Here is a 21,533-nt window from a genome sequence, read left to right as displayed (position 1 = left end):
CCGGCCCCGCCCCGCCGCAGGCCAAGGGGGGCGCCCCCCTGAGGTTCCCCCCCCTTCGACAGCGGGATAATTCAGTGGCCTCAGGCCTCCGGGTTGCCGCCGAAACGCTCCGGGTAGGACTCCAGGTCCTCCTCGGTGATCTTCGCGAAGAGCACCGGCGGCACGGTGAACGGGGTCCCGGCGGGGACCGAGTCCAGCGCCTTGGCCTGCTCCGGGGTCACCCACGCCGCGGTGTCGCCGGCCAGGTCGAACGCGGAGCGCATGGCGCGCGCCGAGGCCGGGATGAACGGCTCGGAGACCACCGAGTAAAGGTGGATGAGGTTCATCGCGGTGCGCAGGGTCAGTGCCGCGCCCTCGGGGTCGGTCTTGATCTCCAGCCAGGGGGCCTTCTCCTCCAGGTAGGAGTTTCCGGCCGACCACAGGGCGCGCAGCGCGGCCGCGGCCTTGCGGTACTGGAGCGTGTCCATGTGGCCCTCGTACTCGGCCAGCAGCTCGGCGATCTGCTCGCCGAGCTTCGCCTCGGCCTCGCCGGCCGCGTTGCCCGCCGGGACGTCGTCGCCGAAGCGCTTGCGCGAGAAGGACAGCACGCGGTTGACGAAGTTGCCGAGGGTGTCGGCGAGGTCCTTGTTCACCGTGGCGGTGAAGTGCTCCCACGTGAAGGAGGAGTCGTCGGACTCGGGCGCGTTGGCGATGAGGAAGTAGCGCCAGTAGTCGGCCGGGAGGATCTCCAGGGCCTGGTCGGTGAAGACGCCGCGCTTCTGCGAGGTGGAGAACTTGCCGCCGTAGTACGTCAGCCAGTTGAAGGCCTTGACGTAGTCGACCTTCTTCCACGGCTCGCGGGTGGCCAGTTCGGTGGCGGGGAACATCACCGTGTGGAACGGGACGTTGTCCTTGGCCATGAACTGGGTGTAGCGGACGTCGTCGGCCTCGTACCACCACGACTTGTAGTCGCGGTTCGCCGCGTCGAGGTCGGCCCACTCCTTGGTGGCGCCGATGTACTCGATCGGGGCGTCGAACCAGACGTAGAAGACCTTGCCCTCGGCGGCCAGTTCGGGCCACGTGTCGGCGGGGACCGGAACGCCCCAGTCGAGGTCACGGGTGATGGCGCGGTCGTGCAGGCCCTCGGTCAGCCACTTGCGGGCGATGGAGGAGGCGAGCTGCGGCCACTCCTCCTCGTGCTCGGCGACCCAGGCCTCGACCTCGTGCTGGAGCACGGACTGGCGCAGGAACAGGTGCTTGGTCTCGCGGACCTCCAGCTCGGTGGAGCCGGAGATGGCCGAGCGGGGCTCGATCAGGTCCGTGGGGTCCAGGACGCGGGTGCAGTTCTCGCACTGGTCGCCGCGGGCCTTGTCGTAGCCGCAGTGCGGGCAGGTGCCCTCGACGTAGCGGTCCGGCAGGAAGCGGCCGTCGACCGGCGAGTAGACCTGCCGGATCGCGCGCTCCTCGATGAAGCCGTTCTCCTGCAGCTTGCGCGCGAAGTGCTGGGTGATCTCGCGGTTCTGCGCGGACGAGCTGCGGCCGAAGTAGTCGAAGGACAGCTGGAAGCCGTCGTAGACCGCCTTCTGGGCGTCGTGGGCCTGCGCGCAGAACTCGGCGACCGAGATCCCGGCCTCCTTGGCGGCGAGTTCGGCGGGGGTGCCGTGCTCGTCGGTGGCGCAGATGTACAGGACGTCGTGGCCGCGCTGGCGGAGGTACCGGGAGTACACATCCGCCGGAAGCATCGACCCGACCATGTTGCCCAGGTGCTTGATCCCGTTGATGTAGGGAAGCGCGCTGGTGATCAGGTGTCGAGCCATCCTCGGATGCTCCATTCGTTTCATTTGTACGGATTCATGCGGGGCCTCTCCGTCACGGCCCTCGCAATGGGCCCATGTTACAGGCGGGGAACGGGCCCCCCGACCGGATTCCGGGGAGCACGAGACCGGTCACACGCCGTGTCCGCCCCGCGCACCACTCGGGGCGCGCCCGGTCGCTGGCATATGCGTACGTGCTGGCCGGGGCGCCGACCGGTCGACATCGATCACGAACCGATCATCACCGAACGTAATATTTCCAGGTTTCTTCTCTGCGCCCTCCGAGTGCGCCCGCGCTGCTTCCATGGACCCCGCACAGGGGATGAGGTGGGGAACGGTGAACGATGGCGGACCGGAGGAGTCCGGCGGGGCCGTGGGACTGCCCAGCCGGAAGCGGCGGCCGACGCCCATGAGTCAGTGGGATCCGAGCGCGCGCCTGTCGTACTGGGCCTTCCACACCAACCGGCGGCCGGCGTACATGCGCTTCGCGTACCTTCAGCTCGGCTCCGACGCCGCCGCCGAGGACGCCGTGGACGCCACCTTCGACTCGATCATGAACGAGTGGCTCCGCATGCTGCACATGGACCGCCTCGACGCCTACGCCTGGACCGTGCTCAAGCAGCGCATCGTCGACGGACAGCGGCGGCAGGACCCCCGCCGGCGGCGGCCCGAGCCGATGGACACCACCGCCTTCGAGGCGGCCCTCAAGGAGGCCCACGCCGACCGGTACGAGGTGCTCGCCGACACCATCCGCTTCTACTCGGCCGTCTCCCGCCTCGCCGAACGCCAGCGCGACACCGTGATCCTGCGCTACGGGCTCCAGTGCACCCCCGGCGAGGCCGCCTCCGTGATGGGCGTCGACGAGGCCACCGTCCGTTCCCAGCTGGGCCAGGCCCACCGCCGCCTCGCCCGGCTGCTCGACGCGTCCGCCGGATCATGAGGCCCCGCGAGGAGCACGCCGGCGCCCCCGCCGGGCCGCCGCGCGCGCTGACCGAGTTCCTGGCCCGGGCCGGCGTGCGCGACCGCTACCCCCACTACGACCTCGGCGCCGCCGAGTCCCGGCTGCTGCGCACCCCCCTCCTCCCCGCTTCCACGGCCCCGGGCCGGCGCCGCCCCTTCGGCTGGAGCGACCCGGCCCGCGACTGTCCCCTCGACTCCGAACGGGCCCGCCGCGACCTCAAGGCCGCCTGCCTCGCCGTGGTCTGCGACCCCCGCGCCGGGAAGGACCTCGGCCGCTTCGTCGACGGCGGACACGCCGACCTGCCCGGGGCGGTCGCCTTCGGCTGCCTGCTGCACCTGGCGGGGCTGCGCGAGGGCTCCCGCTTCTGGTGGCAGTTCGCCGCGGGTTCCGGCAGCCCGCGCACCGCCCCCGCCGCGTACTGCCTCTTCCTCGACCACTCCCGGCGCGGCGAGCACCACGACGCCCGGCTCTGGGCGCGGGAGCTGGGCCGCCACGGCTTCCGGCCGAGCGGCCGCCGCGAGCTGCGCGAGGTCCGGCTGTGCGCCCAGGCGGCCGTCCTGCGGTACGTGGACCAGCCCGACGATCCCGACCTGGGCCCGGTGCCGCTGCCCCGGGCGGGGCTGCCCGCGGTGCTGGCCGCGTTCCTGCCGCCGCCCCCGCTCCCGGTGCGCCGCCCCCGCCCGGGCCCGGGCCCGCTGCGCCATCCCGCGCTGACCTCGGCCGCCCGCCGGACGGTGGTCCAGGCCGACGCGGGCGACGCCCTGGCCCAGGCGCGGCGCGCGCTGGCCGTCGTACAGGTCCTGGAGCGGCACCCCCTGGGCGTGCGGGCGGGCCGGCTCGCCCGCGAGTCGGGGCTCACCGAGGCGGCGCTCCGCCCGCTGCTGACCATGCTGTGCGAGGAGGAGTACGCGTACCGCCCGGGCGCGGGGGTGTACGCCGGCGGCCCGGCCCTGGACCGGCTCGGCTCCCCCGGCGGCGCGGGCCTGGCCGGTCAGCTCCAGCGCACCCTGGCCCTGGCCCGCGACAGCGCGGGCGCCGCCGTATACCTCGGCCGGTACGCGGAGGGCGAGGTCCGGATCACGCAGATGGCGGACGGGCCGGGGGCTCCGCCGGTGCGGGAATGGGTGGACTTCCGGGCCGCCGCGCACGCCAGCGCGGTCGGCAAGTGCCTGCTGACCCAGCTCGACCACCACGGCCGGGCCGACCACGTGGCCCGCCACCGCCCGGCCCGGCTCACGGCGCGGACCATCACCGACAGCCGGACCCTGTTCAGCGCCCTGGACGCGGTGGCCCCGGGCTCCCCCGTCTTCGACCTGCGCGAGTACTCACCCGGGGTCGTCTGCGCGGCCGTCCCCATCGCGACCGGGGGCGCCGCCGGAAGCCTCGCGCTCTCGCTGCCCGCGAGCCACGCGCACCGGCTGCACGCCGCCACCGAGGCCCTGCGCCGCAAGGCGGTACCGGTGCTGCTGGCCCTGCTGCTGTCCGGCGCCATCCCGCCGGACGCCCCGCCGCCCCCGGGCCCCGCCGCGGACCCGGCCACCGCGCCCGCCCCGGACCCCGCCCCGCAGCCGTCGGACCCCGCCCCGCCGACCCGGATCACCCCGGAGACCCTGCGCCTGCTGGGCCGGCTCTTCCGCACCCCGCTGACCCGCGCCACCGCCCAGGACGGCCCCCACCTGGTCAGCGACCCCGCGTCGGCGGCGGCGTACCTCTTCGAAGCCGACCCCGACCCGGCCCACCCCCACCTCGCCCTCCCCCGCACCTTCACCCAGATCACCCCGGGCACCCTCCCCTCCCCCGACGGCCTGGTGGTCCTGCGCATGTGAGGTGCACGCCCGGGCGGGCCGATGACGAAGGTGGCACTGCCAGTGACAGTCTCCGCAGGAGTGCTGTCAGAAGGGATCTGGCTGGGGCGGTGCGGGCGGCCGAGGCTGGCGGCATGACAACCGCCGATACCTCCCCGACCACCGCGGCCGCGCCGCAGGCCCATGTCCGTATGACAGGGCGCCAAGTCGCCGCCCTGGTGGTGCTCCTGGCGTCGCAGTTCATGATGGCCGCGGACTTCTCCGTGCTGAACGTCGCGCTGCCCGAGGTCGGCGTGTCCCTCGGGTTCTCGACGGGGAGCCTGCAGTGGATCACCACGACGTTCGCCCTGTGTGCCGCGGGATGCACCCTCGTCTTCGGCCGCGTAGGCGACCACGTGGGGCGTCGGCGCATCTTCACCGCCGGAATGGTCGTCCTGGCCGTCTCCTCGCTCATCGGCGGCGTCTCCGACTCGGCCGCGATGCTGCTGGTCGCCCGTACCCTCCAGGGTCTGGCCACCGCGGCTGTCACGCCCGCCGCGCTCGCCCTGCTCACCACGGCCTTCACCGAGCCCGCCCTGCGGACCCGGGCGCTGGGCCTCAACAGCGTGATGATGAGCTCCGGGTTCAGCGTCGGCGCGATCCTCGGCGGTGTCCTCACCGACGTGTTCTCCTGGCGCTGGGCCTTCTTCATCAACATCCCCGTGGCCATCGCGGCGATCGTCGTCGTGCCGTTCGTCGTCGACGAGAGCCGGGCCGCGCGGCGCAGCCGCATCGACCTGCCGGGCGCGCTGCTGATCACCCTGGGCCTGTTCACCGGGATCTACGGCGTCACCCGCATCGGCGAGCAGGGCCTGGACCTGACGGCGGGCGGCGCGCTGATCGCCGCCGCCGTCCTGCTGGGCGTCTTCTGGGCCGTGGAGAGCCGCACCGCCGACGCCCTGGTCCCGGTCAAGGTCCTGAAGAAGCGGGACATCGCGTTCGGCAACGTGGCCGCCCTGTTCATCTTCGGCGGCGAGACCGCGCTGATCTTCTTCACCGGTCTGTACGTCCAGAACGTGCTCGGCCTGTCCTCCCTGGTCGCCGGCCTCGTGCTGCTCGGCATCGGGGTGGGCCAGATCATCGCGGGCCTCGTCGGTCCGCGCCTCCTCCAGCGCATCCCGCCGCGCACCGTGCTCGGCGCCTCCCTGGCCCTCCAGGGCGCGTTCATGCTGCAGGCGCTCTGGGCGACCTCGGACGCGCGCTGGCTGATCCCCCTGATCATCACCCAGTTCGTGAACGCCTTCTTCTCCATGACGGCGGCCCTGTCCTTCATGGTCATCGCCACCTCGTCCGTGGACGCCGACGAACAGGGCATGGCGACCGGGATGGCCACCCAGAGCCAGCAGGTCGGCATCGCGATCGGCATCCCGCTGGTGAGCGCGGCGTTCGCGGCCGCCATCGGGCGGGGCACGGTGACCGCCGCCGCGGAGCTCACCGGCATCCACGTGGCGATCGGCGTGGCCGGCACCTCCCAGCTCGCCGTCGGCGTGCTCCTGTGGCTGCTGCTGCGGAGCAGGTTCCGGTAGTCCGCGGTGACCCCATGGGGCCGATGCCGTCCGGCACTTCATCATGAGAAGCGTGGAACAGATCGTGAACACGGACCTCGGCAGCTACCTGCGACAGATGCGCGAACGTGTCCGCCCCGAGCGGATGGGGCTGCGCACCACCAACTCCCGGCGCGTTCCCGGACTGCGCCGCGAGGAAGTGGCCGCGCTGGCGGGCGTGAGCCAGACCTACTACACCCGGCTCGAGCAGTCACAGACCGCGCAGGCTTCGCCGCAGGTCCTGCTCTCCATCGCCCGCGCACTGGATCTGAGCCTCGACGAGCAGGACCACCTGCTCAGGATCGGCACGGCGGTGCAGAACCCGCAGCGGCAAACGCCCCGTGACGATCAGCTCGGCCCCAGCACCAGGATGCTGATGTCGTCGCTCGGCCATGTGGCGGCGGCCGTGCTGAACTACCGGTGCGACATCCTGGCCTGGAATCCCACGTACCACCAGCTGTTCGCACCGCACCTCGAATGCGGCGTCCCCGAGGACGCCGAACGGCGCCCCAACATCATCAAGATGAACTTCCTCGACGCCAACGTCCGGGCTCTGTACGCGGACTGGGCCGCCGAGTCGGAGTCGAACGTGACGTACCTGCGATTCATCTCCGGAAATCACCGGCACGATCCGCGGCTGGCCGAGCTGATCGGTGAACTGACCATCCAGAGCGAGGGGTTCGCGGCGCTTTGGTGCCGCCAGCGGGTGGCGAACTGCATCGAGGGCACCAAGCTCTTCGACCATCCGGTGGTGGGCGAGCTGGAGTTGATGTACCAGTCCGCCGACCTCCAGGACGGCAACATCCTGAAGCTCTACCACGCAGAGCCCGACTCCCCGCACGAGGCGGCCCTGCAGCTCCTGACGGCGGACCCGAAATCCGATCACCGGCACTGAAGGACAACAGACACAAAAGAGCGGATCGTGACCACTGGGTCACGATCCGCTCTTCCGTCTGCACTTACTCTGTGTCCGAGGGGGGACTTGAACTCTCCACTCGGGCACCAGCCTTCTTGCGTCCTGACCTGGGGAAACAGGCCCTGAAGAGCCGTTTCTTGACGGCTTGGCTTGGTCATGCGTCCCATGCGTTTCGGCCCGTTCCGGCCCGCTGTTGGTCATGCGTTGGTCACGTGGCCAACCAGCTACTCCGGGGCCCGGCTGTACTGCTCCAAGGTGGCCTTGGACGTAGACCGGTCCACGAGACGCAGCTCCCAGGGCCCAGTATTCACGTCAAAGTCCTTGCCGAACCCGACCCACTTCCCGGCCATACGTCGGCCGGTCGGCTCGACCAGTAGCTGAAGGGCCCCGTGATAGCGAGCGCCGTTGTAGTAGCCCTCGGCGGCGGTCTGCTCTACCCACGATCCTGTGACCACGTTGCGATCAACGGTGAGATCCAACGTGAGAGGGCTGTCCGGATTGCTGGACGCACCCGGCAGGCTCTGAGCGGTCAGCCTGTTCCCGTGCTGAACGATCACCACGTAGTGCGTCGCCTCGAACGTCTCGTCACGGCTGGACGAATAGAACTCGTATCGGCTGAGCCACACCCCCGAGAACGTCTCGCTAGGCGTTTGTGTGGCCGTCTGCGCGCCCACAGCGGCGGAGGCGACTCCGCCTGCTCCTGCGTCCATGTCATGCCCTCCTGATCCGTCTGTGTGGACTCTTGCCATCGGGACCGGCAGGGAGAACCCCAGAGCCTCAGCCGGACGACCCGTGACCCGCTCTAACGCCCTGGCGTACACACCCCGGGGCGTCTTGCTCGTACCCGACTCCCAGCGCTGTACCAGCCGCTTGGATGCCTCGTTGGGCTCTCCCAGCTCTTGCCCTGCCCGGCGGATCGCCTTGGCGAAATCGTCTTGGCTCATCCGCAGGCCGATACGCACGGCCCGCAGCACATCATTCGGCACCACTGCGGTCGTCGTCATGACGTCAAAGCTAGACCGAAGTCCGGTCCAATGACACCTAATTGACGCCCTCTGGGGTGTCAATGACGCCCCTCCGAGTGACGCCCCGACGACGCCCGTTTCGTCGTCGCTGTGCCCTACCTCCCGGCAGGAACATCTAGGCGACCGAGGGCAGCTGCGAGGGAGGCGAGCGGATGACGATGACCATGCGGGTATCCCGCGACGGCGGACGTACGTACGGCGGAGAAGTCGTGTACCTGTCCGACCGTGCCGTGAAGCCGCTGACCCCCATGGCTTCCGCCGCATGGCCCGCTTGTGAGTGCCCCCGGTGCACCAACCCCGATCACGCACCATCCGCAGGGACCGGCTACCGGCATCCCTTGACCAGGAAGGCACAGACGTGACGATCACGCAGTACAGCCCGACCGAGGTCCTGAACCTAGTCAGCCCCGAGGTTCGGGCCCAACTCATCAAAGACGTGCGCAAGGACTGGCCGGAGCTGACCGACGAGCTCGGCGAGCGCGGCGTGAACCAGATGGCGGCCTACCTGGCCGCCAGTGTCCAGACGGGCGAGCCGCTGACTCCCTCGCTCCGCGTGGACTCGTTCTGGCACAAGTTCCTCAAGCGGAGCGTCCCCTACGTCGTCTTCTCGCGGGCTCTCGGCGTGGACTACATCCACCACGTCCCCGACGAGGACGAGGACGGCACGGACCCCGAGACCGGTCGGGCCGCCATGGCCGTGACGACAGCCACGATCCGTGCGGCCGGGTTCACCGTCGACGCTGAGTTCTGGCCCGACGAGGGCGCAGCGGACTGCTCGCAGTGCCACGCTGGCTGCACCGACAGCCCCGTCGGCGGGAAGAAGTAGCACCGCACACCCAATCGGCCAGCCGCCCGGCTACTCATGCCGGGCGGCTGTGCCCGTGAACGAGAACGGAAGCGAAGTGTCTGACACCCGTAGCGCGGCCTGGGACGAGTACGCACACAGCAAGCCTCACAGGCGCCCGACGAACGCCCGGGGCGAGACCACCTGGTTCAACTGGACCCAGTACGCCGACCACGGCCCCGGGGCCGAAGTGCTGGCGGTGAAGCCGGGAGACAGCGTGCTCGACCTCGGGTGCGGGTCCGGTGGGAACGCCGCTCACCTCGCCACCCTCGGCATGAAGGCCGAAGGTATCGACCTCTCCCCGAAGCAGCTCGCGAAGGCCCGCGAGCGCTGGCCCGACGTGGACGGGATGGAACTGCACCAAGGCGACGCCCTCGCCTATCTCGGCGACACGTTCACGGTGTTCGATGCGATCTACAGCGTCTTCGGCGCCGCCTGGTTCACCGACCCTGGGCTACTGCTGCCCATCGTGCACGCGAACCTCAAGCCGGGTGGGGTATTCGCCTTCTCCCAGCGGCCCCCTGTCGAAGGCTGTTACGGGTGTCAGGCGTCGTACATCCCCAAGGGGCCCGACGAAGACCCGGCCATCGTGAAGCGATGGGACTACGAGCCCCACATCTGGTCCGCACTCCTCAAGGAGTACGGGTTCCCCGATGTCACAGCCACCGTGCTACCGGCCCCCGAACACGACAAGCGGACTCAAGGGACCTTGCTGATTCGCGCGGTACGCGGAGACCAACCGCAGCTGTTGTGAGCCTGCGGAGGGACTTTGGCCCCACGGCCGGCATGGTCGTTGGTCCCGTGATCCGTCCAGCGAGGCCTCTGCCCTGCGCCATGTCCGGACAGGCGGGGGAGGCCCTTTGGCCTGGGCAGACAGCTCGCCGTAGTGATCACTCGCGTGGGTGACTTGGCTCGATAGCTGCTGTGGGATGGGCCGTGGCCCAAGAACGTGACTTCCCCACGCTGGATGACGACCAGACCAGCCGGTTCCTGGGGTCGGTATGGGAGTCGTGCGGGAACCGGGTGTGTGACGGCGGCCTGACCCACCACTGCCTCCGTGACGCCCCTCTGTGGACCGTGTACGCCGCTACTGGCGTGCGACCCAGTGAGGCACTGGGGATGAAGTGGTCTCTGATCAACTGGGGTGAGGGGTCCATCGAGCTTGGATGGGTCGTGGTCGAAGAGGGCAACACCTACCGGCTGCGGAAGCTCACCAAGGACGGCGACGCGAACGCCGTGATCTACGTCGATCAGTCCGTGATGAACGTGCTGAGGTGGCAGTGGGAGCGGTAGCAGGCGGAGCGGGAACGGCTCGGCCCGGCATGGATCGATCATGACCTCGTGTTCGCCCGTGACGGCTTCAAGCTGTACCGGGGCGAGGCAGGCGGACCGCAGGACCCTGAGAAGGTCTCCGCCCGGTGGCGGACCCTTCGGACGCGTCTGCACCTGCCGGAGGACTTCCGGATTCACGACTGGCGGCACAGCAAGGTCACGAACGACCTGGAGGCCGGGGAGAACCCCGTAGAGGTCTCGGCAAACGTCCGGCACCACTCGCCGGGCTACACGATGGCCCGGTACGGCCACAGCAGGAAGAACGGAGCGCGGCGACTGGCCGCGTCCAGCGCGGGCCGACTCGGCCTCGCCGCCCTGGTCTGAGACAGGGTCTCTGGGCTGTTGGTCACGTGGTTGGTCACGCCACAGCCCTGGAACGCAAAAGAACCCCACCGGAGTGGGGTTCCTGCTGGTGTCCGAGGGGGGACTTGAACCCCCACGCCCGATAAAGGGCACTAGCACCTCAAGCTAGCGCGTCTGCCATTCCGCCACCCGGACCAGGTGGTCGGCCCCGGTTTCCCGCGGCGACATGGACAACAATAGCAAAGGATCGGCGGGTCTCCGACCACATATCCGGGCGGCTGTCGTCCGCCGCGCCGCGCTGACCTGCGGGCATGCCCGAAGGGTTCTGCGAGACGGATCGTCTCGGTCAGCTGCCGGCGCCTTCCTTGATCCAGTCGTCGTTGAGCTGCCAGGCGTAGAGGGTGCCGCCGTCCGTGTAGGCGTAGTAGAGGCCGCAGCGTGCGGTGGCCCGGTGCTCGGCGCCCGTGGGGAACCAGTCGGCCGTCATCTCCGGGGGCCGGGGGCGGGACGCGCCGTCCGGGGTGCAGCCGGCCGGGAGCCCGGCGTCGGGGAGGGTGGCCTTCAGGAGGCGCTGGCCGCCGGTGGTGCGCATCGAGTACTCCACCGACCTCGCGTCGTCGGCCAGCCAGCGCGGCACCGAGGCCCGGGCCCGTTTGGCCTCCGCGCCGGTGGCGTAGTGGTCCGATTCCTGGTGGCGGCCGCCGTACCGGTCCGCCGCGGCGGGAAGGGCCACGACGGTGGCCAGGCCCACGGCGGTGACGACCGCGGCGGTGGTCAGGACGATGGACCTGTGGCTCATACGGATCGTGCTCCTCGGCGGGGGGCGTGGTGCGGGGTGCCGCCCCATCGTCCGGCGGTGGGGCCTGCGGATACGTCAGTCCGCCGGGCGACGTCCGCTACCTCTCAGGTCGCACACGCCGCAGGCCCACCCCCTGGGAGGGGGTGGGCCTGCGGCGTGCGTGCGGGGTGGCCGGCTACGGGCAGCGGATGACCTGGCCCGCGTAGGAGAGGTTCCCGCCGAAGCCGAAGAGGAGGACCGGGGCGCCGGAGGGGATCTCGCCGCGTTCGACCAGCTTGGACAGGGCCATCGGGATGCTGGCGGCGGAGGTGTTGCCGGAGTCGACGACGTCGCGGGCGACGACCGCGTTCACGGCGCCGATCTTGGCCGCGAGCGGCTCGATGATCCGCAGGTTGGCCTGGTGCAGGACGACCCCCGCCAGGTCCTCCGGGGTGATCCCGGCCTTCTCGCAGACCTTGCGGGCGAGCGGCGGGAGCTGGCTGGTGGTCCAGCGGTAGACGGACTGGCCCTCCTGCGCGAAGACCGGGGGCGAGCCCTCGATGCGGACCGCGTGGCCCATCTCCGGCACCGAGCCCCACAGCACCGGGCCGATGCCCGGTTCCGCGCAGGCCTCGACGACGGCCGCGCCCGCGCCGTCGCCGGTCAGCACGCAGGTGGTGCGGTCGGTGTAGTCGGTGATCTCGGTCATCTTGTCGGCGCCGATGACCAGCGCGCGGGTGGCGGCGCCGGCCCGGATCGCGTGGTCGGCGGTGGCCAGGGCGTGCGTGAAGCCCGAGCACACGACGTTGATGTCCATCACGGCGGGCCCGCCGCCCATGCCCAGCTTGGCGGCGACCCGCGCGGCCATGTTGGGGGAGCGGTCGATGGCGGTGGAGGTGGCCACCAGGACGAGGTCGACATCGTCCGGGAGCAGGCCGGCATTCGCGAGGGCCTTGCCGGCGGCCTGGTAGGCCAGCTCGTCCACAGGTTCCTCGGGGCCCGCGACGTGGCGGGTGCGGATGCCGACCCGGGACCGGATCCACTCGTCATTGGTGTCGACCATGGCCGCGAGGTCCTCGTTGGTGAGCACTTTCGCGGGCTGGTAGTGCCCTAGCGCCACCACGCGTGAACCGGTCATGGGCGGGGTCCCCTTTTGTCGACGGTCAGGATCAACCAGCTTCTCCTGCTACCGGTGGGTACGGGTGCGCGTAACCCGACAGGATTCCTGCACCGTAATTTGGAGAATTCCGAGCAACTTGCTGCCGGGGACGTCATCCGCCGTGGATCCGCGAGAATGTCCTCGTCAAGTGCACGACGAGGACGGAACGGGTGGCTGATCGCCATGGGACGGGTCACCGAACGGCGCCGCGTGGTGCGGATCCGGGGCGGGGCGGTGGTCATGCGCCCCGACACGCTCGTCGCGGAGGAGCCGCTGGAGATACGGCTGAACGGCAAGCCGCTGGCCATCACGATGCGCACCCCGGGGGACGACTTCGCACTGGCCGTGGGCTTCCTGGCCAGCGAGGGCGTGATCGCGCACGCCTCTGACGTCCGGGCCGTGACCTACTGCGAGGGTGCGGCCGAGGACGGTTCCAACACCTACAACGTGGTCAACGTGCAGCTGGCGCCCGGAGTGCCGGTGCCCGACATCACGCTGGAGCGGAACGTCTACACCACCTCCTCCTGCGGACTGTGCGGCAAGGCCAGCCTGGACGCGGTCCGCACGGCGACCCGTTTCCCGGGGCTCGACGCGGATCCGGTACGGATCCGGGCGGAGCTCCTCGGCGAGCTGCCGGACCGGCTGCGCGCGGCGCAGAAGGTCTTCGACCGCACGGGCGGGCTGCACGCGGCCGGGCTGTTCACGGCGGGGGGCGAGCTGCTCGACGTACGGGAGGACGTGGGGCGGCACAACGCGGTGGACAAGATCGTGGGGCGGGCGCTGCAGGCCGGGCGGCTGCCGCTGGCCGGATCGGTGCTGCTGGTGTCGGGCCGGGCTTCCTTCGAGCTGGCGCAGAAGGCCGTCATGGCCGGGATCCCGGTGCTGGCGGCGGTCTCGGCGCCGTCCTCCCTCGCCGTGGACCTGGCGGTCGAGACCGGGCTGACCCTGGTGGGCTTCCTGCGGGGCCAGGACATGAACGTCTACGCGGGCGAGCAGCGCGTCATCCTGCCCGGCGGCCCCGCGTAGGGGACCCGGGGGTCAGCGGCGGCGGCCCCGGCGGGGCGAGGCGGCCGGCTTCGGTTCCGGCGGGTCGATGCGGTGCAGTTCCAGGGTGGCCGGGAGGGGTGTGGCGCCCGGGCCGCCGGACCGTGCCCAGGCGATGACCTCGTCCGTCGCGGTGTCGTCCAGGGCCCAGCCGAACCAGACGGCCCGGGCGCCACGGCCGCGGGCCTCGCTGGTGGGCTGGACCACGATGACGTTGGCCTGGGCGCAGGGGCCGAGGCACTCGCTCGTACGGACGGCCAGCCGGCCCCCGGACGCGGCGGCGGCCTCCCGCAGCCGGGCGAGCTGGCCCGCGTGGTCGGAGCCGGGGTTCTTGCGCGGGTCCCCGCAGCAACAGCCCCGGCAGACCACGAGGGTGCAGGGACGCGGGGCGTGGGCGGAGAGCGGGCGTATCCAGGTCACCGACGCACGTTACCGGCCCCGCGCGGCGGGGTGCCCGGCCGGGGGCGAGACCTCCGCCACACGCCCGCAAGGGAGTTCGGATGCCTCCGGGTCCTGGGCACGGCGCCGGGCCAGGACCGCGCACACCATCAGCTGCATCTGGTGGAACAGCATCAGCGGCAGCACCGCGAGGCCGGCGTGGGCCCCGAACAGGACGCTGGCCATGGGGAGTCCGGCGGCCAGGCTCTTCTTCGACCCGGCGAACTGGATGGCGATCCGGTCCTCGCGGCCGAACCCGAGGCGCCCGGCCCCGTACCAGCTGACGAGGAGCATCACGGCGAGGAGCACGGCCTCCACCGCCAGCAGGACCCCCAGGCGCGGGAGGCTGACCTGGTGCCAGACCCCGGCGGTCATGCCCGCGCTGAACGCGGCGTAGACGACGAGCAGGATCGAGCCCCGGTCGACGTAGCCGAGGACCCTCTTGTTGCGGACCAGGAAGCCGCCGACCCAGCGGCGCAGGACCTGGCCCAGGAGGAAGGGCAGCAGCAGCTGGACGACGATCTTGAGGAGGGAGCCGGCGGAGAAGCCGCCCGCGCCGGAGCCGAGCAGGGCGGCGGCCAGGAGGGGGGTGAGGACGATGCCGGCGAGGCTCGAGAAGGAGCCGGCGCAGATCGCGGCGGGGACGTTGCCCCGGGCGATGGAGGTGAAGGCGATGGAGGACTGGACGGTCGAGGGGACCAGGCAGAGGAAGAGCAGGCCGCTGTAGAGGGGCTGGGTGAGGAGGGCGGGGACGAGCCCGCGCGCCGCCAGGCCGAGCACCGGGAAGAGGACGAAGGTGCAGGCCAGCACGGTGAGGTGGAGCCGCCAGTGGCGCAGTCCGTCGAGGGCCTCGCGGGTGGAGAGCCGGGCCCCGTAGAGGAAGAACAGCAGGGCGACGGCGCCGGTGGACGCGCCCTCGGCGACGGCGGCGGCGGCGCCCCGGGCGGGCAGCAGGGCGGCGAGGCCCACGGTGGCGAGCAGGGCCAGTACGTACGGGTCCAGGGGCAGCCGGGCGGGGAGGCGGGGGCTTCGCATGGGCGGTGCTCACTTGGTGTGGGGGCGGTGGCGGGTCTTCGGCGGGGCGGTGGCGGGTCTTCGGCGGGGGGCGACAGGGCTTCGGCGGGGCGGCGACGGGGCTTCGGCGGCGCCGTGGCGGGTCCCGGGAGCGGGCCCACCACCCATGCTCGCCGGGGCGCGGTCATCGGGAAACCCGCTCACCGCACTGACTGCCATCACGGAACGCGATGGGCGGCCTAGGCTGTCCTCATGTACGACCCCGTCCAGCTGCGCACCTTCCTCACCGTGGCCCAGACGCTCAGCTTCACGCAGGCAGCGGCCCGGCTCGGCGTACGGCAGTCCACGGTCAGCCAGCACGTGCGGCGGCTGGAGGAGGCCACCGGGCGGCCGCTGTTCGCCCGGGACACGCACAGCGTGGCGCTCACGGAGGACGGCGAGGCGCTGCTGGGCTTCGCGCGGACCATCCTGGAGGCGCACGAACGGGCGGCGGCCTTCTTCACCGGGACCCGGCTGCGCGGGCGGCTGCGGTTCGGGGCGTCCGAGGACTTCGTGCTGACCCGGCTGCCGGAGATCCTGGAGGGGTTCCGGCACGAGCACCCCGAGGTCGACCTGGAGCTGTCGGTCGAGCTGTCGGGCACGCTGCACGAACGGCTGGACGCGGGGCGCCTGGACCTGGTGCTGGCCAAGCGGCGCGGGCCCGGGGACGAGCGGGGACGCCTCGTGTGGCGGGACCGGATGGTGTGGATCGGGGCGGAGGGGCTGCGGGTGGACCCGGAGCGTCCGGTGCCGCTGATCGTCTTCCCGCCGCCGGGGATCACCCGGGCGCGGGCCCTGGAGGTGCTGGAGCGGGACGGGCGGGCCTGGCGGATCGCCTGTACGAGCGGCAGCCTCAGCGGCCTGATCGCGGCGGCCCGCGCGGGGCTCGGGGTGATGGCGCACACCCGGGGGCTGATCCCGCCGGGCCTGGTCCGGGTGGGCGGGCTGCCGGAGCTGGGGCCGGTGGAGTTCGCCCTCCTCCAGGGCCGCCGCCCGACCCCTGCCTCGGAGGCCCTGGCGGCGGCCGTCCTGGCGGGCGGCGACCGCCTGAGCCGCCCGGCCTGAACGCGCCGGGCCGGCCCCCGGTCGCCTCGGCCCGGGGTCGCGCGCCCCGGCCGTTGCAGGGATCTTGTGGAGGTTTCCGAAGGGGTGCCGGTCAGCGGGGCGGGTGGGGTAGCGTCGCGGCGCCCAGCACCGAGAGGAGCGGGATGTTGCGCGAGTTCACCGTGCCACCCGTGGTCACAGGAGCGCCGGTCGGCGGCCTGGCCGATGTCGTCTTCCAGCATGCCGCACAGGACCCGCACCGGGTCGTGCTCGGGCGCAAGACGGACGGAACCTGGCGCGATGTCACCTCTCTGGAGCTGGCCGCCGAGGTGCTGGCGCTCGCCAAGGGGCTCCTCGCACAGGGGATCCGGTTCGGGGACCGGGTCGCCGTGATGTCCCGTACCCGCTACGAGTGGACCCTGTTCGACTTCGCGCTGTGGGCGATCGGCGCCCAGCCCGTGCCCGTCTACCCCTCCTCCTCCGCCGAGCAGGTGCACTGGATCCTCTACGACTCCTCGTGCACCGGGTGCGTCGTGGAGGACGAGGACCAGGCGATGACGGTCGGCTCGGTGATCGAACGGCTCCCGGAGCTGCGTCTGCTGTGGCAGCTCGACGCGGGCGCGGTGGAGGAACTGGTCGGGGCGGGGCGGTCGGTGGCCGAGGACGTGGTGCACCGGCACCGCCGGGCCGTGACCCCCGACGCCGTCGCCACCGTCATCTACACCTCGGGCACCACGGGCCGGCCCAAGGGCTGCGTGCTCACCCACGCGAACTTCATGTTCGAGGCCGACACGATGGTGGCCCGCTGGGAGTCGGTGTTCCAGGCCGGGCCCGGTGAGCAGCCCTCCACCCTGCTGTTCCTGCCGCTGGCGCACGTCTTCGGGCGGATGGTGGAAGTGGCCGCCGTACGGGCCCGGGTGAAGCTGGGGCACCAGCCGGTGCTGGCCGCCGCCGAGCTGCTGCCGGACCTCGCGGCGTTCCGGCCGACCTTCGTGCTGGGGGTCCCGTACGTCTTCGAGAAGGTGTTCGCGGCGGCCCGCCGCAAAGCGGAGGCGGAGGGCCGCCGGGGCCCCTTCGACCGGGCGGTGGAGACGGCCGTGCGGTACGCGGAGGCCCGCGAGCAGAAGGCCTTCGGGACCGGGCCCGGACCCTCGACCGGGCTGCGGATGGAGCACCAGCTCTTCGAGAAGCTGGTGTACGGGAAGGTGCGCGAGGCGCTGGGCGGGCGGGTGCGGCACGCGATGTCGGGCGGGTCGGCGATGTCGCGGCGGCTCGGGCTGTTCTTCGACGGCGCCGGGATCACCGTGTTCGAGGGGTACGGGCTGACGGAGTCCAGCGCGGCCGCCACCGCGAACCCGCCGGGGGCGACGAAGTACGGAACGGTGGGGCCGCCGATCCCGGGCTGCACCGTCCACATCGCCGACGACGGGGAGGTCTGGCTGCACGGCGGCCACGTCTTCTCCGGGTACCTGAACGACCCGCGGGGCACGGAGGAGGTGCTGCGCGGGGGCTGGCTGGCGACGGGGGACCTGGGGCGGCTGGACCGGGACGGGTACCTGACGATCACCGGCCGCAAGAAGGAGATCCTGGTGACCTCCAACGGCAAGAGCGTGTCGCCGGCCGCGCTGGAGGAGCGGGTGCGTTCGCATCCGCTGGTGTCGCACTGCGTACTGGTGGGCAACGACCGGCCGTTCATCGCGGCGCTGGTGACCCTGGACGTGGAGGGCATCGCGCACTGGCTGTCGATGCGCGGGCTGCCGCAGCGGCCCGCCGAGGAGCTGGTGAGCGACCCGGAGCTGGCGGCGGAGGTGCGGCGGGCGGTGGTGGCCGCGAACACCCTGGTCTCGCAGGCCGAGGGGATCCGCGCCTTCCGGGTGCTGCCCGGGCAGTTCACGGAGGAGCGCGGGCTGCTGACCCCGTCGCTGAAGCTGAAGCGGCGGGCGATCGAGAAGGCGTACGCGCAGGAGGTGGCGGCCCTCTACCCGTCGTGATCCGCCACCCACCCCGAACGTTCCTGACGGTCCGTCATTTCACTCTGTGCTGGATATTGACGGTCCGTCAGGTCGCGCACAGAATGCGGGGATTCCTACCGGAGGGGATCCCCGTCCATGTCGAGAACCGCCCGTGCCCTGGCCGCCGCAGCGGCCGCCCTCGCGCTCGTCTCCGCCTGCAACTCCGCCTCCAACCACACCGATCCGGTCAAGCCCGGCGGGGCGGCCGCCGGGAACACGCGCGGGGTCAGCGCCGACGCCATCAAGGTCGGCGGCATCGTGTCGATGACCAGCGCCAGCGGATACAGCAAGAAGGACACCGACCTCGGGGCGAAGGCCCGCTACCTGCGGGCCAACGCCGAAGGCGGCGTGGGCGGGCGCAGGATCGACTACATCGGCGCGCAGGACGACGGCCAGGACCCCGGGAAGAACCTGGCGGCGGCCCGCAAGCTCGTCCAGCAGGACAAGGTCTTCGCCGTCTCCCCGATGAGCTCGGTGACCTTCTCCGGCGCCGACTTCCTCGAACAGGAGAAGGTCCCCACCTTCGGCTGGGGCACCCTGCCCTCCTTCTGCGGCCCCACGTACGTCTACGGGTTCAACGGCTGCCTCGTCCCCTCCCCCGGCGGCACCCTCAACCAGACCTGGCCCGAGGGCCTGGGGCAGGTCCTCGGCGGGGCGCGGGGCAAGTCGGTCGCGATCATCGCCAACGACAGCGACGCGGGGAAGTTCGGCATCCGCACCTTCCAGCAGGGCTTCGCCGCCGCCGGGTTCACGGTCTCGTACGCCAAGGCCTCCGTCCCGGCGACGGCCGTGCCCAGCGACTGGTCGGCCTACGTACGGGAACTCCTCGCGGGCGCCGACGGCAAGGCCCCGGACGCCGTGGTCTCCGTCATGCAGACCCCGAACAACATCGGACTGTTCACCGCCCTCAAGCGCGCCGGATACAAGGGCGTGCTCACCGATCCCACCGACTACGACCCGGGGCTGCTCGCCAAGGACGCCACGAAGCAGGCCCTCGACGGGGTCTACGTACTCCTCCAGTTCGAGCCCTTCGAGTCGGCGGACCCGAAGATGGCGCAGTTCAAGGCCGACATCAAGGCCGCGGCGGGCGGAAAGGAAATACCCCTGAACCTGCACATGTTGACCGGGTACATGTCGGCCGACCTGTTCCTTTCCATCGCCGGGAAGGCGGGCAAGGACCTGACCGTCGAGTCCTTCCAGGCCGCCGCGCAGGGCTTCTCCGACACCGGCACCCTGGTCGGTGACCGCTCGGAGCCCAAGGGGCAGAAGGACAGCTTCGGCTGCGGGGCGCTGGTCCAGCTGAAGAACGGGGCGTACGAGGTGTCCGTACCGTTCGCGTGCCACGAGCCCATCCCCTTCAAGTAAGGGCGCGGCATGGGAGATCTGCTCGTCTTCGTGCTGAGCGGTCTGGTCTCCGGGGCCCTGTACGCGCTGCTGGCCACCGGGCTGGTGCTGTCGTACTCGGCGTCCGGACTGTTCAACTTCGCGCACGGGGCCACCGCCTACCTGTGCGCGCTCGTCTTCTACGAGCTCCACTCGGGGTTCGGCTGGCCGGCGGTCCCGGCGGCCCTGCTGGTGGTGTGCGTCCTGGCGCCCGGGCTCGGGTGGGGGCTGGACCGGCTGATGTTCCGGCGGCTCGCGCGGGTCGGGGAGACCGCCCAGATCGTGGCGACCATCGGCCTGCTGGTGGCGCTGCCCGCGGCCGGGCTGTGGGTGGTGGACCTGCTGGCGGACGCGGGCGCGCCGGTCAGGCCGGCGGAGAACCAGTTCGGGCTGCCGGGGGTGGGGCCGAGCCCCGCGAAGTCCTGGCAGCTCGCGGACGGCGTCGGCGTCGACTCCGACCAGCTGATCACCTGGGTGGTGACGGCGGTGGTGGCCGTGGCGCTGTGGGTGCTGCTGCGGCACACCCGGCTGGGGCTGCGGCTGCGGGCCGCCGTCGACGACCGGTCGCTGACCGAGCTGCGCGGGATCAGCGCCGACCGGCTGTCGTCGGTGGCGTGGATGATCGCGTCCGGGCTGGCGGGGCTCGCCGGGGTGCTGGCGACGCCGCTGCTGGGGCTGTCCGCGCACGATTTCACCCTGTTCCTGTTCGTGTCGGCGACGGCCGCGGTGATCGGGCGGTTCGCGTCGGTGCCGCTGGCCTTCGCGGGCGGGCTGGGGCTCGGGGTGGTGCAGAACCTCGTCGCCGGGTACGCGTCCTTCGCCGAGTCCGTCACCGGGTTCAGGACGGCGGTGCCGTTCCTGATCCTGCTCGGCGGTCTGCTGGTGCTGACCCGGCGGGCGCGGACCGCCGGGGTGGCGGCCGCGGAGGCTCCGTCGCCGGACCATCTGGCGGGGGCCTCGTGGGGGCGGCGGTGGGGGGTGTGGGCCGCGGCCGCCGGGCTGCTGTGCGTGGCCTTCTACACCGTCACCACCCCGTTCTGGAGCGGGCTGCTCGCGCAGGGGCTGGCCGTCGGGCTGGTGTTCCTGTCGTTCACGGTGGTGACCGGGCTCGGCGCGATGGTCTCGCTGGCGCAGGCCACCTTCGTCACCGCCGCCGCGCTGGTGGCGGGGCTGCTGATGAGCCGGGGCTGGCCGTTCGTGGCGGCGCTGGCGGTGGGGACCTGCGTGGCCGCCGTCCTGGGGGCGCTGGTGGCGCTGCCCGCGCTGCGCCTCGGCGGGCGGGCGCTGGCCCTGGCCACCCTGGCGCTGGCGTTCCTGGCCGACCAGGTGCTGTTCCAGATGCGGTGGCTGCGGGGCGGTGACGCGGGCTGGGCGGTGCCGAGGCCCGTGGTCGGGCCGCTGGACCTGTCCGACGACCGGGCGCTGGGGGTGGCGCTGGTGGTGCTGGTGTCGGTGGTGGCGGCCGGGCTGAGCGCGCTGCGGAACTCGCCGTCGGGGCGGGCGATGCTGGCCGTGCGGTCCGCTCCGGCGGCGGCGATGGCCTCGGGGGTGTCCGTCCTGCGGACGAAGCTGCTGCTGTTCACGCTGTCGGCGGGGCTGGCGGGGTTCGGGGGCGTGATGTACGCCTCGTACAACACCCGCGTCACGGCGACGGACTTCACCGCGATGACGGGGCTGGTGTGGCTGGCGGTGGTCGTCGCGGCGGGCGTACGGAGGCCCGCGTACGCGGTGGTGGCGGGGCTGGTGTTCGCCGTTGCCCCGCGGCTGCTGTCGGACCACGTCACGGAGTCGGCGCACCTGCCGGTGATCCTGTTCGGCCTGGCGGGGCTGGCCCTGGCCAACGACCCCGACGGGTATTGCGCGGCGATACCGCTGCGCTGGGCCCGACACCGGGCCACCGTCGGCGCGGTGCCGCGCCCTGCGGGGCCTTCCCCCACCCCGCCCCTTCCCGAAACCGGGGCTTGCGACCCCGGCCGCCGCTCCCGGGGCTCCGCCCCGGACCCGTCGGGGGCTCCGCCCCCGGGCCCCCTCGCCTCAGACACCCCCGGCCACCGCTGGGA

The 21,533-nt window shown here is 71.9% G+C and carries 18 protein-coding genes, 1 tRNA gene and 1 pseudogene; 13 read left to right on the top strand and 7 right to left on the bottom strand.

Annotated elements, in window-relative coordinates; genetic code table 11:
• Window positions 1-80 precede the first annotated feature (80 nt).
• The gene (metG, locus tag ACFV0Q_RS17130; RefSeq protein ID WP_385006036.1) at window positions 81-1,796 is read right to left on the bottom strand and encodes a methionine--tRNA ligase; all 1,716 of its coding nucleotides are present in this window, start codon (window positions 1,794-1,796) and stop codon (window positions 81-83) included.
• A gap of 334 nt (window positions 1,797-2,130) precedes the next feature.
• Between metG and ACFV0Q_RS17125 the strand changes: the two genes are divergently transcribed.
• From ACFV0Q_RS17125 to ACFV0Q_RS17110, 4 genes and pseudogenes are all read left to right on the top strand, one after another.
• The gene (locus ACFV0Q_RS17125; protein ID WP_385006034.1) at window positions 2,131-2,733 is read left to right on the top strand and encodes a sigma-70 family RNA polymerase sigma factor; all 603 of its coding nucleotides are present in this window, start codon (window positions 2,131-2,133) and stop codon (window positions 2,731-2,733) included.
• Between the two features lie 755 nt (window positions 2,734-3,488).
• Window positions 3,489-4,235 (top strand): annotated as a pseudogene (locus tag ACFV0Q_RS17120) (IclR family transcriptional regulator C-terminal domain-containing protein); the annotation flags it as partial.
• Between the two features lie 458 nt (window positions 4,236-4,693).
• Complete coding sequence (locus ACFV0Q_RS17115) at window positions 4,694-6,124, top strand: MFS transporter (protein ID WP_385006032.1); 1,431 nt, start codon at window positions 4,694-4,696, stop codon at window positions 6,122-6,124.
• A gap of 43 nt (window positions 6,125-6,167) precedes the next feature.
• Window positions 6,168-7,037 carry a helix-turn-helix transcriptional regulator gene (locus tag ACFV0Q_RS17110; RefSeq protein ID WP_385006030.1) on the top strand — a complete coding sequence of 290 codons (870 nt, stop codon included), beginning with the start codon at window positions 6,168-6,170 and terminating at the stop codon, window positions 7,035-7,037.
• 245 nt (window positions 7,038-7,282) lie between these two features.
• On the opposite strand, the gene ACFV0Q_RS17105 is transcribed toward ACFV0Q_RS17110, so the two are convergent.
• Window positions 7,283-8,062 carry a helix-turn-helix domain-containing protein gene (locus tag ACFV0Q_RS17105; RefSeq protein ID WP_385006028.1) on the bottom strand — a complete coding sequence of 260 codons (780 nt, stop codon included), beginning with the start codon at window positions 8,060-8,062 and terminating at the stop codon, window positions 7,283-7,285.
• Window positions 8,063-8,441: 379 nt separating this feature from the next.
• Here ACFV0Q_RS17105 and ACFV0Q_RS17100 point away from each other — a divergent pair, with 379 nt between their 5' ends.
• The 4 genes from ACFV0Q_RS17100 (at window position 8,442) to ACFV0Q_RS17085 (ending at window position 10,583) form a co-directional block, all read left to right on the top strand.
• A complete protein-coding gene (locus ACFV0Q_RS17100) occupies window positions 8,442-8,909 on the top strand; it encodes a hypothetical protein (RefSeq protein ID WP_385006026.1) in 468 nt (155 codons plus the stop codon).
• Between the two features lie 76 nt (window positions 8,910-8,985).
• Window positions 8,986-9,681 carry a class I SAM-dependent methyltransferase gene (locus ACFV0Q_RS17095; protein ID WP_385006049.1) on the top strand — a complete coding sequence of 232 codons (696 nt, stop codon included), beginning with the start codon at window positions 8,986-8,988 and terminating at the stop codon, window positions 9,679-9,681.
• Window positions 9,682-10,046: 365 nt separating this feature from the next.
• Entirely contained in the window at window positions 10,047-10,220 is a 174-nt protein-coding gene (locus ACFV0Q_RS17090; protein WP_385006024.1) for a hypothetical protein, read from the top strand.
• A gap of 48 nt (window positions 10,221-10,268) precedes the next feature.
• Window positions 10,269-10,583, top strand: coding sequence for a hypothetical protein (locus ACFV0Q_RS17085; protein WP_385006022.1), 315 nt, complete (start codon window positions 10,269-10,271; stop codon window positions 10,581-10,583).
• Between the two features lie 86 nt (window positions 10,584-10,669).
• Here the strand turns inward: ACFV0Q_RS17085 and ACFV0Q_RS17080 are convergent.
• The 3 genes from ACFV0Q_RS17080 to ACFV0Q_RS17070 form a co-directional block, all read right to left on the bottom strand.
• A tRNA-Leu gene (locus ACFV0Q_RS17080) sits at window positions 10,670-10,757 on the bottom strand.
• 151 nt (window positions 10,758-10,908) lie between these two features.
• On the bottom strand, window positions 10,909-11,361 hold the full coding sequence (locus tag ACFV0Q_RS17075) for a hypothetical protein (protein ID WP_385006020.1): 453 nt from the start codon (window positions 11,359-11,361) through the stop codon (window positions 10,909-10,911).
• A gap of 175 nt (window positions 11,362-11,536) precedes the next feature.
• On the bottom strand, window positions 11,537-12,478 hold the full coding sequence (locus tag ACFV0Q_RS17070) for a beta-ketoacyl-ACP synthase III (protein ID WP_385006018.1): 942 nt from the start codon (window positions 12,476-12,478) through the stop codon (window positions 11,537-11,539).
• A gap of 204 nt (window positions 12,479-12,682) precedes the next feature.
• Here ACFV0Q_RS17070 and fdhD point away from each other — a divergent pair, with 204 nt between their 5' ends.
• The gene (fdhD, locus tag ACFV0Q_RS17065; protein ID WP_385006016.1) at window positions 12,683-13,525 is read left to right on the top strand and encodes a formate dehydrogenase accessory sulfurtransferase FdhD; all 843 of its coding nucleotides are present in this window, start codon (window positions 12,683-12,685) and stop codon (window positions 13,523-13,525) included.
• Window positions 13,526-13,537: 12 nt separating this feature from the next.
• On the opposite strand, the gene ACFV0Q_RS17060 is transcribed toward fdhD, so the two are convergent.
• A complete protein-coding gene (locus ACFV0Q_RS17060; RefSeq protein ID WP_385006014.1) occupies window positions 13,538-13,963 on the bottom strand; it encodes a (2Fe-2S) ferredoxin domain-containing protein in 426 nt (141 codons plus the stop codon).
• A 9-nt stretch (window positions 13,964-13,972) separates the two neighbouring features.
• Entirely contained in the window at window positions 13,973-15,016 is a 1,044-nt protein-coding gene (locus ACFV0Q_RS17055) for a bile acid:sodium symporter family protein (RefSeq protein ID WP_385006012.1), read from the bottom strand.
• A gap of 231 nt (window positions 15,017-15,247) precedes the next feature.
• On the opposite strand from ACFV0Q_RS17055, the gene ACFV0Q_RS17050 reads away from it, so the two are divergent.
• The 4 genes from ACFV0Q_RS17050 to ACFV0Q_RS17035 form a co-directional block, all read left to right on the top strand.
• On the top strand, window positions 15,248-16,099 hold the full coding sequence (locus tag ACFV0Q_RS17050) for a LysR substrate-binding domain-containing protein (protein WP_385006010.1): 852 nt from the start codon (window positions 15,248-15,250) through the stop codon (window positions 16,097-16,099).
• A gap of 146 nt (window positions 16,100-16,245) precedes the next feature.
• Complete coding sequence (locus ACFV0Q_RS17045; RefSeq protein WP_385006047.1) at window positions 16,246-18,069, top strand: AMP-dependent synthetase/ligase; 1,824 nt, start codon at window positions 16,246-16,248, stop codon at window positions 18,067-18,069.
• Between the two features lie 117 nt (window positions 18,070-18,186).
• Complete coding sequence (locus ACFV0Q_RS17040) at window positions 18,187-19,455, top strand: ABC transporter substrate-binding protein (protein WP_385006008.1); 1,269 nt, start codon at window positions 18,187-18,189, stop codon at window positions 19,453-19,455.
• A gap of 9 nt (window positions 19,456-19,464) precedes the next feature.
• The coding region (locus tag ACFV0Q_RS17035) for an ABC transporter permease (protein WP_385006006.1) at window positions 19,465-21,533 on the top strand (2,069 nt) is incomplete at its 3' end.

It is taken from the genome of Streptomyces sp. NPDC059564 (assembly GCF_042735575.1).
GTDB lineage: Bacteria > Actinomycetota > Actinomycetes > Streptomycetales > Streptomycetaceae > Streptomyces.
The sequence above is the reverse complement of the archived record's forward strand: the minus strand, read 5'-3'. Positions and strand labels throughout refer to the sequence as shown.

Bases quoted from the DNA above. Each gene is read 5' to 3' on its own strand.
- ACFV0Q_RS17070 (WP_385006018.1), bottom strand. From the start codon at position 12,478: ATGACCGGTTCACGCGTGGTGGCGCTAGGGCACTACCAGCCCGCGAAA.
- metG (WP_385006036.1), bottom strand. From the start codon at position 1,796: ATGGCTCGACACCTGATCACCAGCGCGCTTCCCTACATCAACGGGATC.
- ACFV0Q_RS17040 (WP_385006008.1), top strand. From the start codon at position 18,187: ATGTCGAGAACCGCCCGTGCCCTGGCCGCCGCAGCGGCCGCCCTCGCG.
- ACFV0Q_RS17110 (WP_385006030.1), top strand. From the start codon at position 6,168: ATGAGAAGCGTGGAACAGATCGTGAACACGGACCTCGGCAGCTACCTG.
- ACFV0Q_RS17055 (WP_385006012.1), bottom strand. From the start codon at position 15,016: ATGCGAAGCCCCCGCCTCCCCGCCCGGCTGCCCCTGGACCCGTACGTA.
- ACFV0Q_RS17105 (WP_385006028.1), bottom strand. From the start codon at position 8,062: ATGACGACGACCGCAGTGGTGCCGAATGATGTGCTGCGGGCCGTGCGT.
- ACFV0Q_RS17075 (WP_385006020.1), bottom strand. From the start codon at position 11,361: ATGAGCCACAGGTCCATCGTCCTGACCACCGCCGCGGTCGTCACCGCC.
- fdhD (WP_385006016.1), top strand. From the start codon at position 12,683: ATGGGACGGGTCACCGAACGGCGCCGCGTGGTGCGGATCCGGGGCGGG.
- ACFV0Q_RS17115 (WP_385006032.1), top strand. From the start codon at position 4,694: ATGACAACCGCCGATACCTCCCCGACCACCGCGGCCGCGCCGCAGGCC.
- ACFV0Q_RS17050 (WP_385006010.1), top strand. From the start codon at position 15,248: ATGTACGACCCCGTCCAGCTGCGCACCTTCCTCACCGTGGCCCAGACG.
- ACFV0Q_RS17090 (WP_385006024.1), top strand. From the start codon at position 10,047: ATGAAGTGGTCTCTGATCAACTGGGGTGAGGGGTCCATCGAGCTTGGA.